The following is a 14462-nucleotide window of genomic DNA, read 5'->3' as shown; positions in this document are numbered from 1 at the left end:
AGTAGATGCATGCATACGAACGTCAAGGAGTCGGCAGGCGATCGCGTCTTTAACGCGGTCAATTATACGGTGTTATCCGTCTTTTTCCTCGCTGTGCTCTATCCGCTACTGTATATTGTTAGCGCTTCCTTTAGCTCAACGGAGGCGGTGATCTCCGGTCGAGTGTGGCTGTGGCCCGTCGATCCGGGGCTGCAGGGCTATGAGGCCGTATTCAGCAACAAGGCGGTATGGAGCGGCTTCGCCAATTCATTATTTTACACCATTGTGGGTACAGTCCTGAATGTCGTGCTGACGGTGATGGCTGCTTATCCGCTGGCTCGGAAAGATTTCATCGGCCGCAATGCGATTATGTTCCTGTTCGTGTTCACCATCATGTTCTCCGGCGGCTTAATCCCGAACTATATGCTCGTCAAGGACCTCGGCCTGCTCGATACGAGATGGGCGATGATCATTCCTACGGCGCTCAGCGTGTTCAATGTCATCATTACGCGAACGTACTTCCAGGCGAACATTCCGCAGGAGATGCTCGAGGCGGCGCAGGTTGACGGAGCTACAGATTGGCAATTTCTTGGTAAAATTGTGCTGCCCCTATCGGGGCCGATCTTGGCCGTCATCGCACTCTTCTATGCGGTGCAGCATTGGAACACGTACTTCAACGCCTTGCTGTTCCTGAAGGACCGCGATCTATATCCGCTCCAGCTCATTCTGCGCAGCATTCTGATCCAGAATCAGATTGACCCGAGCATGGTGATGAGTGAGGAGGACTTGGTTGCGAGGCAGGGACTTGGGGATTTGCTGAAATATTCACTGATCGTCGTCGCTACCGTTCCCGTGCTGCTCATCTATCCGCTCGTGCAGAAGCACTTCGTGAAAGGGGTGATGATCGGCTCGATCAAGGGCTAGGTGCTGTTGAAGTGGCTAAGGTGTCTATACTGGCTTAGTGGGCGGAATGTATTACAGGGGGTAAGGTAAGTAGATTTCTCCATGAGGAGGTCAAGACTATGCATAAGCGGCTCGTCAAGCTGTGGACCATCGGCTTCTGTCTGTCGGTACTGTTAACTGCCTGTTCAACGGACACAGGGGATACCGACAAGGAGGGGACGAAGGATAGTCCGAATGCAGCGATCGTCAACCCGCCAGGTCAATTCCCGATTGTTAATGAGAAAATCAAGCTGAAGGTGCTCGTACGCGGCAATGCGCTTGTCGAAAACTTCAACACGAACGGCTACACGAAGTGGCTCGAGAATAAGACGAACATTCAGGTCGAATGGATCGTCGCCGACGAGAAAAATTACTTGGAGCAGCTCAATCTCGCACTGTCTGGTGGAGACTTGCCGGATGTGATCATGAACATGGGCATATCGCCCGAGCAGCAGATGGTGTACGGAGAGCAGGGAGTGTTCGTCTCGTGGACGGAGCTAATTGAGAAGTACGGCCCGAACACGCAGAACATTTTCAAGGAAATGCCTGAGGTGAAGGAAGCGATTACGGCCCCAGGGAATAAGATCTATAGCCTGCCGTACGTGAACGAGTGCTACCATTGCTCGATGAACTTCAAGCTGTACGTATATAAGCCGTGGCTGGAGAAGCTCGGACTGAAGGAGCCGTCGACGCTGGATGAGTTTTACCAGATGCTGAAGGCGTTTAAGGAGAAGGACCCGAATGGGAACGGCAAGCCGGACGAGATCGCGCTCGTCGGAGCTACCGGGACGCGAACGCTGATCGATCCGTTCATCATGAACTCGTTCATCTACGATGACGGGCTGAAGCGGATGATCGTGAAGGATGGCAAGATCGACGTCGTGTACAACAAGCCGGAGTGGAAGGAAGGGCTCCTGTACTTGCGTAAGCTGTATAAGGAGGGGTTGATCGCGCCGCAGTCGTTCACGCAGGATGATGCGAGTCTGAAAAAGGTCGCCGAGAACCCGGATGTCGCGATTGCTGGGGCGATGCCGGCACACTCGCCGTCGACGATTACGATCGTCGAAGGACCGAGCGGACGATGGCTCGACTATCAGCCGATCGCACCGCTCAAGGGGCCTAGCGGCAAGCAGACGTCGTTCTGGAATCCGTATGACAAGATTCGGGCTGGGCACTTCATCATGACGAACGCCAACAAGTACCCGGAGGCGACGATGCGATGGGCCGATGCGATGTATGAGTTTGAGGCGAATCTGTACTCGAACTTCGGGGTGGAGAACTCCTCGTGGAAGTGGGCGCAGCCGGGCGATGTCGGTCGCGATGGTCAGCCTGCGAAGTATCGTCTGCTCATTCCGTATGGACGGGTGCAGAACGAGAGCTGGGCGCAATACGGCGTCAATTACCGGACGGATAAGGACTGGTATGCCGGTCAGGCGGTGCTGAAGCTGCCGGATAAGGAGAAGATGTATTACGAGGTGACGAAGAAGAACTACGAGCCGTATCGACCGGACATCAAGTCCATCGTCCCGCCGCTGTTCTTCGCGCCGTCCGATTCGCAGGCGCTCGCCGAGCTGGATAAGACGATCAACGATTATGTGAAGACGATGATCGCCCGTTTCATCACCGGAGATGCGGATATTGAGAAGGAATGGAGCAGCTACTTGAGCACGCTGGAGAAGATGAACCTGAAGACCTATCTTGAGATCTATCAGAAGGCGTATGAGGCCAAGCAGAAGAAATAGGTACGACATAAACGATTCATACTGTCCGAAGGAGATGATTCAGAGCGATGAGAACGATACTTGTGCAAATTCCGAACCATATCGTAAGCGCATTCATGACTGAGGAGACGAAGCGTCAGCTGCAATCGCTTGGTCATGTGGAGTGGAACCCGCACGACCGCCCGTTCCATAAGGAGGAGCTGGCGGAGAAGGTGAAGGGCGTTCATGCCGTCATCACGTCATGGAGAACGTGTGCGCTTGATGACGAGGTGCTGGAGCAGGCCGATCAGCTGGAGCTGGTGGCGCATATGGCGGGCTCGATTCGCCCGGTGCTGCCGACGACGCTCGTCTATGACAAGGGCATTCGGGTGCTGAACAGCAACTACGCGATAGCGATCTCGGTCAGCGAGTCGGTGCTGGCGCTCATTCTCGCGCTCGGCCATCGGATCGTCCCGGTCCACGGCATCGTATCGACTGGCGGCAATGCGAAGATTCCAGCGATGGAGACGTATGAGCTTCGCGGCAAGACGGTCGGCCTCGTCGGTCTCGGCATGGTCGCCCGCGAGGTGATCAAGCTGCTGCAGCCGTTCGGCGTGACGATTCTAGGCTACGACCCGTTCATGCCGAAGGAGAAGGCGGCCGAGCTCGGCGTTCGGCTGACGTCGCTGCAGGAGCTGATGGCCGCCTCAGATATTGTGTCGCTGCATGCGCCGAAGGTGCCGACGACGTATCAGATGATCGGCAAGCAGGAGCTGGCGCTGCTGCGCGACGGCTCGATGCTGATCAATACGGCGCGGGGCGACCTGATCGACGAGGAGGCGCTGCTGGCGGAGCTGCGGACGAACCGATTCGTCGCCGGCTTGGATGTGTTCGTCGAGGAGCCGCTCGCTGCGGACAGCGAGTTCAGACGGCTGCCGAACGTCATTGCAAGGCCGCACCTGGCAGGGGTCAATCCAGACTCGAGGCTGCGGGTCGGCAAGATGATGGTGGAGGAGATGGCTCGCTTCTATGCGGGGGAGCCGCTGACATTCGAGGTGAAGCGGGAGCATCTCGCGATAATGACTTAAGAAGGAGGGATTGCGATGCAGCATAGACTGCGCTTGGCCGTCGTCGGCCTAGGACGTGTGTCCAAATCACATTTACCCGCGATTCGGGAGCTTCATGAGCATATTGAGCTGGTGGCGCTCGTATCCCGCGACCCGGCGAAGCTGGAGCAGGAGGCGGCCGAGTGGGACAGCGTCAGGACGTATACGTCCTATGAGGAGGCGCTTAATGACCCGACGATTGACGCGTTCCTGCTGCTGCTGCCGCACGACCTGCACGCGGATTACGCGATCCGCGCCCTGCAGCGGGGGAAGCATGTGCTCGTGGAGAAGCCGATGGCGATGAACGTTACAGAGGCGCGGAGCATGCTTGATGCAGCTGAGCAGCACGGCGCGAGGCTGATGGTCGGGCAGAGTCGCCGCTTCTTCGGACCAGTGATGGAGTCGATTGAGCGCATTCGTGCGAACGAGATCGGCGGATTGATTCATATTCACGCACTGCTGCTCGCGCATATGGATAAGCCGGCGACAGACTGGTGGAAGGACGAGGCGAAGATCGGCGGCTTCATTATTCCACTGTGGGGGAGCCATATTCTCGACTATATCGTCTGGGCGTATGATCGGCTGCCGGAGTCGGTATATGCGCAGGGTCTGTCGAACAATCCGAACTGGGGCGGCGAGGATGAGGTGACGATCTCGTTAAATTATGGCACGGGGCAGATGGCTACGGTGGTCATGTCGTTCAATGCGGGCTGCCGACCTGCGGATGCGGAGGGGCTGACCGGCAAGCGCATCTGGTCGACGCAGAACAGCATCTACCAGCGCTATGTGATCGGGCAGAACGGGATGCTGCAGCTGAACGACGAATACGAGCTGGCGCTGAACGGAGAGCAGGTCGCCGCCTGCGAGCGGTCGAACGCTAACTTCACCTGGCAGCTGCGTGAATTCGCCGAGGCGATCCGCGACGGTCGACAGCCGCTCGCATCCGGTCAGGAGATATTGCGGGTGATGCAGGTGATCGACGCCTGCTTCGAATCGATGCGTACCGGGCAGGTCGTGTCGCTCACTCGCAACACTAGCGTGTAAATTCATTTGGATCCTATAGGAGGTCATGGACAATGGTGACGAAGATGGCAGTTCCGCCGATGGAGCTCGTCGACAGCGACGGCCCAGGTACGCAGATGTGCGCCGTTATGGACGCAATTGGTGAAATTAGCGTGAAGCGTGCGATGATTCCCGAGCCCAAGGAGGGCGAGGTGCGCGTGAAGGTGAAGTGGGTCGGCATATGCGGCAGCGATATCGAGGTGTTCCGCGGCGCACGCGAGCCGGAGTTCATCAGCTACCCGACCCGACTCGGTCATGAGGTCGCAGGTGTGATCGACAAGGTCGGCCCGAACGTCATCGGGGTGAAGGAGGGCGACCACGTAGCGCTGCGCTACGTGTGGGGCGCCTTCGCGGAGTACGTCTGCTGCAGTCCGTTCTCGGTGAAGGTGCTGCCGAAGGACCTGCCCCTGATCGAGGGCTCACTCATTGAGGTGCTGCCGGGCATCCTGCATGCCGCTGAGCTCGCTGACATCTCCCCGCACAAGAATGTGCTGATCACCGGGCAAGGCGTCAGCGGACTCGTCATGACGCAGGTCGTCAAGCTGTTCAGTCCGCGCAACCTGGTCGTTACCGACCTGTTCGACGAGAAGCTGGCGCTCGCGCGTAAATACGGAGCGACGCATACGTATAAGCTGCCGCATGAGCATGCGAGCACGATGGACGTCGTGGGAAGCGACTTCCCCGACGGCTTCGATGTCGTCATCCCTTGCCTGCTGGAGGGCGAAGGGATGGTCGACGCGATTAACGCGGCGGCGCAGAATGGCCGCATCGTTATGTACGGCTGTATCGGCACGTGCCATAAGCCGGTTGATTTTTTCAAGGTGCATAAGAAGCGTCTCGACATTCTCTCGACAGAGCCGAAGCGGGATATAGATAATCGGCGGTTCTTCGAGGAGGGGCTGCGCCTCGTGATGGACGGTCTGGTCAATACGGAGGAGATGATTACGCACGTCGTGCCTCTGGCCGAAGTGGACCGGGCGTTCCAGCTGCGGAACGAGCATAAGGGCGATACGATCCATGTGATGATCGATTGTGAGCGAGGGTAGCGGGGTGTTGGTGAGGAGGGACTCGATGAGAGTCCCTTTTTGGCGTGGGGCGCGGGAGAGCAGTGGGTCAGAGGGGGCTGGGGAGTTGATGTAGCGATGATATACATCGCTAGAGCGTGCGGCGAGGCGTAGGTAGTGTGCTGAGGAGTTGCTGTAGCGATGATATACATCGCTAGAGCGTGAGGCGGGGCGTAGGTAGTGTGCTGGTGAGTGGTTGTAGCGATGATATACATCGTTAGAGCGGCCGATGTGCCGCAGGAGGAAGGACGAGCGGAACACCACGTCTCCTCATCCACTTGACATGACACCCTTAGGTGTCTTATATTTAGGACACTACTTGGTGTCCAATCATACGAGGAGGAGAGACCAACAATGAACGCAAGCGCACCCTCACATGACGTGTACCAGGCGATCGCGGACCCGACGCGCCGTAAGCTGATTCGGCTGCTGGCCGATGCGGAGGAGCTGCCGCTGAACCGTCTGACGCCGCATTTTGACATTGGGCGTACCGCCGTAGCGAAGCATCTGACGATCTTGAAGGAGGCGGGCATCGTGACGGATCGCAAGGTCGGGCGGGAGACGCGGAATCGTCTGAATCCGGCACCACTGAGAGAGATTCAGGACTGGCTGTCGTACTACGAGCGATTCTGGACGACGAATTTGCAGAAGCTGGACTATATTTTGAAGGAGAAGGAGGATTCGTAATGGGCTCAAATGTATCGTTAGATTATCGCTTCAGCAGTACCATCGATAAAGTGTGGGCAGCGCTTACCGATTCGGCTACGCTTGCCAAGTGGGTGATGGACAACGACTTCAAGCCGATAGTCGGGCATCGATTCCAGTTCCGTCAGCAGCCTCAGGGGGCTTGGGACGGTGTCATTCACTGCGAGGTTCTGGAGGTGGACGCGCCGCGGCGGTTATCCTATACCTGGGTGAGTGGTGGAGAGGACACAATCGTGACGTGGACCTTGGCGGATGGGCAGGACGGCTCGGTGCTGCTGCATCTGGAGCATATCGGCTTCAGCAAGCCTCAAGCGCTAGGCGGCGCGAGGTACGGCTGGACGCTCATGGGTGAACGGCTTGCCGGGGTGCTGGCATGGAGGGACGAGCATGTCTGATATCGTGGATTACAAGAAGGTGTCTACGGCTGGGCTGGAGTCATCCCCGGTAGCCGAAGCGCTGGCAGGCTTGCGGGCGCATGAAGCCCGGTATTTCATGAACAAGTACAAGCATGAATTTACGGTTATGCCCGCTAGTGAGAGCGAGGATACGCTCGCTTATGTAAACCAGATCTTGATGGAGGAGCGGAATATTGACTTTGCGGCTAGGCCGCTGCAGACGTCGCGCTTTCAGGTAGTGAACATCCGTTGGGCCTACGTCTTCTACGAGGACGGTCTTGGCGTCAACGTCATGTACACGGTGGATGATCCGAAGAAGAGGGCCGTCGGCTTCAAGCTTTCGGAAGGGATGGAGGTGCCGAGCGAGCTCGCGCCGAGGTTCAAGTTCGCCAGACAGAAGTCGGTGCTGGCCGGGACGATCCGAGGGTCGTTTTTCGTGATTAAGGGAGAGTATGATTGATGGATTGCACGCTATTGACTGCTATAACGCTACTTTTATTCCATAATAACAAGAGCAGGTTATCGAGGAGATAGCCTGCTCTTGTTTACTTGCCAGATTCGTATGTTCTATTTTTCTTTGGATAACACAAAAAACAGACTAATTCCCATAAAAATTCCACCTATGCATCGGTAAGATGCTGCCACCATCTCTTGTCTCTTTAACAATTGATCTATGTTAGCAGACCCTCCCCTACGCACAACATGATCAGCCTCATTGATTGCTAGTTCTGGACTGTATAGGACGATTAATACGCCAACGCAGCTAATAAAAAGATAGAGTACTTTTCTTATTGTAATAAGTATCCACTCCTTCCTATATCTAAAATTATATATCACTTGCCCCTACCTCTATGATACCATAATAAGGAAGTCGTAGAAATTAACTGGTGTTCAAACGTTTCATTAATCCTATTGTATGCTCTTTCTAGAGCGAGCATTGTACGCTTGTCTAAGAGGGCTTGCAAACGAATAGACCGCCATCCTTTAACTAGGGTGAGGTCTATTTTCGCTTACGATTTTTTTGAATTGCTTCATATCATTCCGTTTTACAAGCAATGGAAGTAAGTAATCATAGCAGGCCTGTGGATTAACCACTAAATGGTAGTAAAAGAGCCGTACTGTAGACAAAGCTTTCAATCGAAGGAATAGAGATTCAAGACGTTACTGACTTGATGAGCTTGGCACGACAGAAAATGCCGTATATGGCCAACTGTTCTCCGCGTTGATCGTCTTTGTGCTGCTCAAATGGTTGTTTGATGGGACCCTTTTTTATCACTTTACTTCTATTTTCAAAGCGTAATCCACAATTCCTTCTGACCAGTTCGTAAGCATCGAGTATATATGTATTCCTTCTTTATCCGGAACATTGATTTCGTATACATTTTTTTCGAAGTTTTCCCACTCGGTCTTGCTGATGTGGTGACGAATCTGTATGTTTTTAGGCTTGTATTCAAAAGAGATGTTGATTTTCGATTTTTTTGGCACGACTACAGCCTCTTTATCTTGCATATCATCCCACGCACCACCATACTCATCTTTAGCTAACCAACTGTAGGATATAATTTCCACGGGGATAGTAATTTCCGGATTTTCTACCTTAACAGTCGGTATTGGGATTTCTCTAATACTACAGCTTATAAGCATGGTTGAGACAACTAGCAGCATAATGATCATTTTTTTCATGTACCCGCCCCCCTGCTTACATAGAATGCAGAATATGATGCAGTTCCATATCTACTTGCTGCTGTCCAGTATAGACTTACGAATACTAGGCTCCAATAACCAGAAGAAGAAAGCGCCTATGAGAAAGCCGATTTCATTCAAAATCATATCATCGATGTCAAAAACACGATGGGCGTAATACACTTGGATGAATTCAATCGTAATGGTAGTAATAAGAGCAAGTAATGCCGTAGTCCCAATATTCATTAGCGTTTTCTTGATATAAGGTATCAGTAAGATCGGAAGCAGGAATCCGTATGGTATGAATAAAAGGACATTTCCAAATACATTTTTTATCACGTATTCTACACTTTGCGTCTGCATAATCCCGATTATGGATACGGTAAGCTTAAATATGGGTTCTCCTCTGTAATTAGAAAGGACATGATTAGAGAGCACTGTTAAGTATATCAGTGTCATAACATATAAGATGAAAACTACAATGACCGAAACGTACTTTCTGTTCATAGCAGACCTCGCTTTAGTATTTTTAGATTTAATTTCAGTAGCGCTGCAAAAACTTCACATGAAACTTGGACATGTATTCGAGTTAATTTATGCTAAAAATGTTAACTTTAAGGATACAGTAATTTCGTCACAGCCAAAATTCATTTCCATCAGATTCAATAAACTTCTCAAGCCATGTTTCGAAGTTCATGCATAGGTTAACTTTCGCCTCGAATGAGTCAATACAACTTTGCCAGAACAAATACTCCGTTGAAGATTTACTTAGCTCAGAATCAATGTAGATGATGGCTGAATTATAAAATCCTACTGGATAACAGTAATGAGGGAACATGTACTCATACTCATTTACTACCATGGGAATAGTCTCCGTTGATAATAAATCCATTCCACCACCGCCATACACAGCGTCATCAAATAATTTCGCCCCATTATGGATTTAGAAGAAATTTTTTATAATCTTCTGGCAAAGTCCAATTGTTGCTTCCAAAGAAACTGAGTAACGACTTTTCATCTTCTGGGGAATTGAAGGAAAATGATTTAATAAAAACCCGATCGTCATCAACCTTCACCTCCAATGTTCCGTTCTTGGATTGAGACAGCCTTCGCTTAAGCTCGTTTAGAGTAGCTTGAATTTTGTTAACCGTCATGAATATCGCTCCATTGCTTAGTAGTAATTCAACCAACCAAGTCTATAGGTATTGTTATTGTTTCTCGTTTGCTGGTTTACAAGCAAGTTAGCAGGGGGTTCGTCCAATGCAACCCTTAATCATACTGGAATAGCAAGTTCAATGTCTTCTTGGAGATACAGAGGCTGCTTCTTCAACTTGAATAGTCGAAGGAATAGCTGTAGCTTCTTGTGGAGACTACTGCTTAAGTAGAGAAGAGCCTGATTTTGCTGCGTTATGAGATTCAATAATTGAATCTAGATCCGTTGTCGTTTCACCTGTAATAGAATTTACAGCAACGACTTGAACACCTTCCTCCATTATGTCAATTGCGTCATAATTATTCAAGATATTTCAAGATCAGCTAATTTCTCAGCAGCCTCTTCATAGCTACATAGAGTTTGACTGTTAATTTCCGTATCAAACGGACTGTCGGAACGGGGGTGAGTGCTCGAACGCAATAAATGTTTGCAACGAATAGACCGCCATCCTTTTTGTCTAGCGTAGCTGTAAGAACCTAATCTGTAAGTTAATATCCTCCGCAATCATTGTGAAAAAAATAACTCGAAATTTGTCGAACTTCAAGCTATACTAGTAAACGATACACGTACGATAGGATCGTCATCGTGTATCGTTTTTTGTATCCACCAATTGTCAGTCAACTCTGACTTAATAATTGCCGATGAAGTGGGTAATGCGGGGAATGACAGGTGGGGGAGCATAGCATGGTTTTTCATTCAACAGCGTTTATGATATTCCTGCCGATCGTTACAATCATCTACTGGCTGCTGCCAGGCAAGGGGCGAGTGGCTTGGCTGCTGGCGGCGAGCTGTTTCTTTTACATGTATGCGGTGCCTTGGTATATCCTCATTATTATGACGATGATCCTGTTAGACTTCTATGCGGCGCGGTGGATCGATGCTTCTGCAGGTCGCGCGAGGCGAACTGCCTTGGCTGTAAGTATATTCGGAAATGCATTTCTACTGATCGGATTTAAATATACAGGTGTCATCGCCCTCTTATTTGACTCCACAAGCTATGAAGGCGGTCATTCGGTGCTGTCCCAATGGGCCATTCCGATCGGACTGTCCTTCCATACGCTGCAAAGTGTGGCTTATGTGGTGGATGTATATCGGCGTAAGATTAAGCCGGAACGAAGTCTGATGCATTTTGCCTTGTTCGTGATGTTCTATCCTCAGATGATCGCTGGTCCGATTGAGCGGGCTGCGCGGATGCTGCCTCAGCTTCATAAGCAGCAGGTGTTCTCTCAGCAGAACATGGTGGAGGGAGGACGGTTGCTCTTATGGGGACTGTTCCAAAAGCTCGTAGTTGCCGACCGGCTTGCGCTCGTAGTCGATCGGGTGTATGACAACCCAAGCGCCTTCAGCACACTTGAGGTATGGATGGCAGCGGTGCTATTTATGGTGCAAATTTATTGCGACTTTTCCGGCTACAGTGATATGGCTCGCGGCAGCGCTAGGCTGATGGGCTACGAGCTGTCCTTGAATTTCAATCATCCTCTGGGGGCGGTGTCGCTGCAGGATTTCTGGTCTCGCTGGCACATCACGCTGACGGACTGGATTCGAGCGTATCTGCTCACCCCGATGACACGGAAGCGAATATTCGGTACGAGGGCGACAGGCTACATCGTCTGCATGTTCCTGTTCAGCGGCTTGTGGCATGGCTCTAGCCTGACCTTCGTCGTATGGGGACTAGCCAATGCTGGGGTGTATCTGATGGAGCGGAGGTGGAAGGCCCCTCTACAGCTGATGCCGAAGCTGCTGCAGATGGTGGGTAATCTAGCGGTCGTCAGCTTCCTCTGCGTCTTGTTTAGAGCTCCGTCGCTCGAGGTCGCGTGGCAGGTTCATGCTAGGCTGCTGGATGGCTGGTTCCAGCCTGGCGGCTTGTCGTTATCGATCGAGCGCTGGCAAGGAATCGAGTCCGACCTGTGGCTCAGTCTAGCCTTGGCCGTCATGATGCTGGCGTTGCAGATGGTCAGTGCTGCTCGAGACCTCTCTTATGCTGAGCTTGTCCGCTTGCCGGACCGTCTGAAGTCTTGGCAGCGCTGGACGCTCTATTATGCCGTTTTAACAGGCATTTTGCTGCTAGGTGTGTTCGAGGAAAGGCCGTTTCTTTACTTGCAATTTTAACTGGACAACACGGAGGGTCGCAGCATGGTGTTATTTTCATGGAGCTATATTGCTTACTTGGTGGCGGCATCGCTCGTGTGTATGGTTGTACCGGAGAAATTCCGTAAGCTGACCGCTCTACTCGCTGGTATCGTTTTCGCCGTCGTCTTTTTGCCGCATGCGCTTCCGTTTCTGATCCTGCTCTTGGTGGTCAATCTGGGATTTGGACGAATGCTGGATTCATCTATCCTGTCTAAGAGCTACGTCCTTGCAGCGGGGATCGCCAGCAACATTCTTCTGCTTGGCTTGCAACAATCGACGCTATTGCACGGGTGGGTAGCTGAGCTGCTCCCCACTGCAGAGGCAGCAGGTAGCGTCTCCACGATGTCGCTGACGGTGCTTCATGTGGGCTCTGTATTCCTGACGCTGCAAGCGATCAGCTATCTAATGGAGCTCTATCGCGGGCGCTTGTCACGAGGTCCAGGTGCTGCCTTCAACCTCGCTCATTACTTGTTCTTCTTCCCGAAGCTGCTTGCCGGTCCCATTGAGAAGCCGCAAGCGATGATGGAACCGCCTAGAGTCGAGAGGCTGCTTGACCGCAAGCGACTCAAGGAAGGACTGCTCCTCATGGGCTGGGGAATATTCCAAAAGCTTGTCATTGCCGACCGGTTGGCCGTGATCTCCCATGCCGCACTGGATGATCCTCAAGGCAGCCTCGGCTGGGGGCTTATAATAGGAACCGTCTGCTTCGCGCTGCAGCTGTATTTCGACCTGTGCGCCTATACCGACATGTCCGTAGGGGCGGCACACTTGATGGGGTATCGCCTCGGGCATCACTTCCAGCTTCCATGGAAGGCGGATCGCCCCTTCCTATACTGGGAGCGGTGGATGTGCTCCTTGCGCTCTTGGGTCGAGGATTACATGGAGCAGCCTCTGCGGTGGCTGATACAGAGACGATTCATTCGCAGTCATGGGGATCGAATCGAGCGGGAGCAGCTTGTGCGTTCGATCGCGGTTCCGGTCCTATGCACGGGGCTGCTGCTCGCTTCGGGGAGCTGGGGCTTCCTGCTGCTCGGCGTTGTGTGGCTTGTCAGCACCGTGAGTCGCAGAAGTCCCGCGGCGCTTCGGACGCGGCAGCTGCAGGTGCCGTTCGCGAGTCGTTGGCTCGTGTGGCTCAGTGCGTGCCTTGCATCCGTCTGGCTGGCTTTTCCTGGGGTCGATCGGGTCGTGCCGTATGTGACATTGATAAGCAGGCGGCTCGACGACTTCTCCGGTCAGCGTATTGTGAGCAGTCTAGGTGTCTCATGGACGGATTTCAATCTGGCTCTCGTCGCCTTGCTGGTAGCGGCCTTGACCGGCTACGGGAAGCTTGGCTTGCATGATCGCTATCCGTATCCGTATCAGTTGCTGCATGCAGCGCATGTACCTCGATGGAAGCGATGGGTTGCTGGCTACGTGATGCTGCTGCTTGCGCTCGTGATGGGCGTGTACAAGACGACACCGTTCTTGTTCGGATTTTGATGGTGAGGTGATGGAGATGAAGTCAAGCTTTCGATTAGGCATGAAGCTGGTGCTCGCTGCCATGCCGCTGCTGCTGTTCGCCGGGTACCTTGAGTATGGGCTATCCCAAATGACGAGCACCTACTCGGTCAAGGCCAAGCTGCTGAAGCAACGAGCAGGGGAGACCGAGACATTGATTCTTGGAGCATCGCCTACCTTGTATGGAGTGAATCCTGCGTACATGGACAGCGGCGTGCTGAACATGGGCAACTATTATCAGCTACTGGAGCAGGATACCGCAATTGTGCACGAATGGGTCGATCGAATGCCCCGACTGCAGAGAGTTGTATTCAACGTCATTCCGCCTCTGCTGGATATGGGAGGAGAAGGGACCGATCTGGAGCGGCTTGCCTACGAATACCATCTGGAATATGGCACAGGCTTCGAGCAGTGGAGCGATTGGCTGGATCTCCGCGCGTTCAGTCGAATAGCGCTGCATGGCTACGGAACGAGCCTCGATTATTTATTCCGCGGGTTCCCGTCTGAGCAGCAGGAAGAGCTTGCGTTGAATGATTCTGGATTTTTCCTGAAGGAGAGTCAGGGGGTCGTCTCAACGAGCGAAGATGCTTCCTTAAGAATGCAGAGGGTAGCCGATCTACTCGAGCCCTATGTGAATCCCGACCATCGGGAGCGCAACGCACGCAGGCTGAAGACTGCCATGCAAGCCCTGCAAGACCGCAACGTGGAGGTTGTGTTCCTCATCACGCCGGTGATGCCGCTCTATGCGGATTTATATACTGATTCTTACCGGAATACGAAGGCGCTGCTGACATCGCTTCGCGAGGAGTATAAGGTTCGGACCTTTGATTATTTCCAGGACGACCGCTTCACGGTGGAGCACTTTCAGGATGACCTGCACTTGAATGCCGAGGGTGCGAGGAGGCTGAGTCAGCTGCTGCAGCAGGAGGGGATAACGGCACCCAAATGACGGAAGCTTAGCTGTACCCAATTACGTTCTAAGGAGT

At 52.7% G+C, this 14462-nt stretch carries 14 protein-coding genes; 11 read left to right on the top strand and 3 right to left on the bottom strand.

Going from position 1 to position 14462, the window contains the following annotated elements:
* The first annotated feature begins 9 nt into the window (after positions 1-9).
* From PAE68_RS16480 to PAE68_RS16445, 8 genes are all read left to right on the top strand, one after another.
* Entirely contained in the window at positions 10-903 is an 894-nt protein-coding gene (locus tag PAE68_RS16480; protein ID WP_281888731.1) for a carbohydrate ABC transporter permease, read from the top strand.
* Between the two features lie 98 nt (positions 904-1001).
* Positions 1002-2663 (top strand): extracellular solute-binding protein, encoded by a 1662-nt coding sequence (locus PAE68_RS16475; protein ID WP_281888729.1) that lies wholly within the window; start codon positions 1002-1004, stop codon positions 2661-2663.
* A 47-nt stretch (positions 2664-2710) separates the two neighbouring features.
* A complete protein-coding gene (locus PAE68_RS16470) occupies positions 2711-3709 on the top strand; it encodes a hydroxyacid dehydrogenase (protein WP_281888727.1) in 999 nt (332 codons plus the stop codon).
* A gap of 15 nt (positions 3710-3724) precedes the next feature.
* Positions 3725-4771 (top strand): Gfo/Idh/MocA family protein, encoded by a 1047-nt coding sequence (locus PAE68_RS16465; protein ID WP_281888725.1) that lies wholly within the window; start codon positions 3725-3727, stop codon positions 4769-4771.
* 32 nt (positions 4772-4803) lie between these two features.
* Entirely contained in the window at positions 4804-5835 is a 1032-nt protein-coding gene (locus PAE68_RS16460) for a zinc-dependent alcohol dehydrogenase (RefSeq protein ID WP_281888723.1), read from the top strand.
* A gap of 372 nt (positions 5836-6207) precedes the next feature.
* Complete coding sequence (locus tag PAE68_RS16455) at positions 6208-6540, top strand: ArsR/SmtB family transcription factor (RefSeq protein ID WP_281888721.1); 333 nt, start codon at positions 6208-6210, stop codon at positions 6538-6540.
* Positions 6540-6953: an SRPBCC family protein gene (locus tag PAE68_RS16450; RefSeq protein WP_281888719.1), complete on the top strand. Its 414-nt coding sequence runs from the start codon at positions 6540-6542 to the stop codon at positions 6951-6953. Before PAE68_RS16455 ends, PAE68_RS16450 begins: the two co-directional genes overlap by 1 nt.
* The gene (locus PAE68_RS16445; protein WP_281888717.1) at positions 6946-7413 is read left to right on the top strand and encodes a phage tail protein; all 468 of its coding nucleotides are present in this window, start codon (positions 6946-6948) and stop codon (positions 7411-7413) included. Before PAE68_RS16450 ends, PAE68_RS16445 begins: the two co-directional genes overlap by 8 nt.
* Before the next feature lie 812 nt (positions 7414-8225).
* Here PAE68_RS16445 and PAE68_RS16440 read toward each other — a convergent pair.
* From PAE68_RS16440 to PAE68_RS16435, 3 genes are all read right to left on the bottom strand, one after another.
* Positions 8226-8636: a hypothetical protein gene (locus PAE68_RS16440; RefSeq protein ID WP_281888715.1), complete on the bottom strand. Its 411-nt coding sequence runs from the start codon at positions 8634-8636 to the stop codon at positions 8226-8228.
* Positions 8637-8687: 51 nt separating this feature from the next.
* Positions 8688-9143 carry a VanZ family protein gene (locus PAE68_RS22845; RefSeq protein ID WP_397378930.1) on the bottom strand — a complete coding sequence of 152 codons (456 nt, stop codon included), beginning with the start codon at positions 9141-9143 and terminating at the stop codon, positions 8688-8690.
* 428 nt (positions 9144-9571) lie between these two features.
* Positions 9572-9790 carry a hypothetical protein gene (locus PAE68_RS16435; RefSeq protein ID WP_281888713.1) on the bottom strand — a complete coding sequence of 73 codons (219 nt, stop codon included), beginning with the start codon at positions 9788-9790 and terminating at the stop codon, positions 9572-9574.
* Positions 9791-10533: 743 nt separating this feature from the next.
* On the opposite strand from PAE68_RS16435, the gene PAE68_RS16430 reads away from it, so the two are divergent.
* The 3 genes from PAE68_RS16430 to PAE68_RS16420 are packed head-to-tail and all read left to right on the top strand — an operon-like array spanning position 10534 to position 14425.
* On the top strand, positions 10534-11958 hold the full coding sequence (locus PAE68_RS16430; protein ID WP_281888711.1) for an MBOAT family O-acyltransferase: 1425 nt from the start codon (positions 10534-10536) through the stop codon (positions 11956-11958).
* 24 nt (positions 11959-11982) lie between these two features.
* Positions 11983-13458, top strand: a complete 1476-nt coding sequence (locus tag PAE68_RS16425; protein ID WP_281888709.1) for an MBOAT family O-acyltransferase — start codon at positions 11983-11985, stop codon at positions 13456-13458.
* Between the two features lie 16 nt (positions 13459-13474).
* Complete coding sequence (locus tag PAE68_RS16420; RefSeq protein WP_281888708.1) at positions 13475-14425, top strand: SGNH/GDSL hydrolase family protein; 951 nt, start codon at positions 13475-13477, stop codon at positions 14423-14425.
* Positions 14426-14462: the final 37 nt, after the last annotated feature.

It is taken from the genome of Paenibacillus sp. YYML68, from assembly GCF_027923405.1.
Classification (GTDB): Bacteria; Bacillota; Bacilli; order Paenibacillales; family NBRC-103111; genus Paenibacillus_G.
This window is presented reverse-complemented; position numbering and strand designations above follow the sequence as displayed.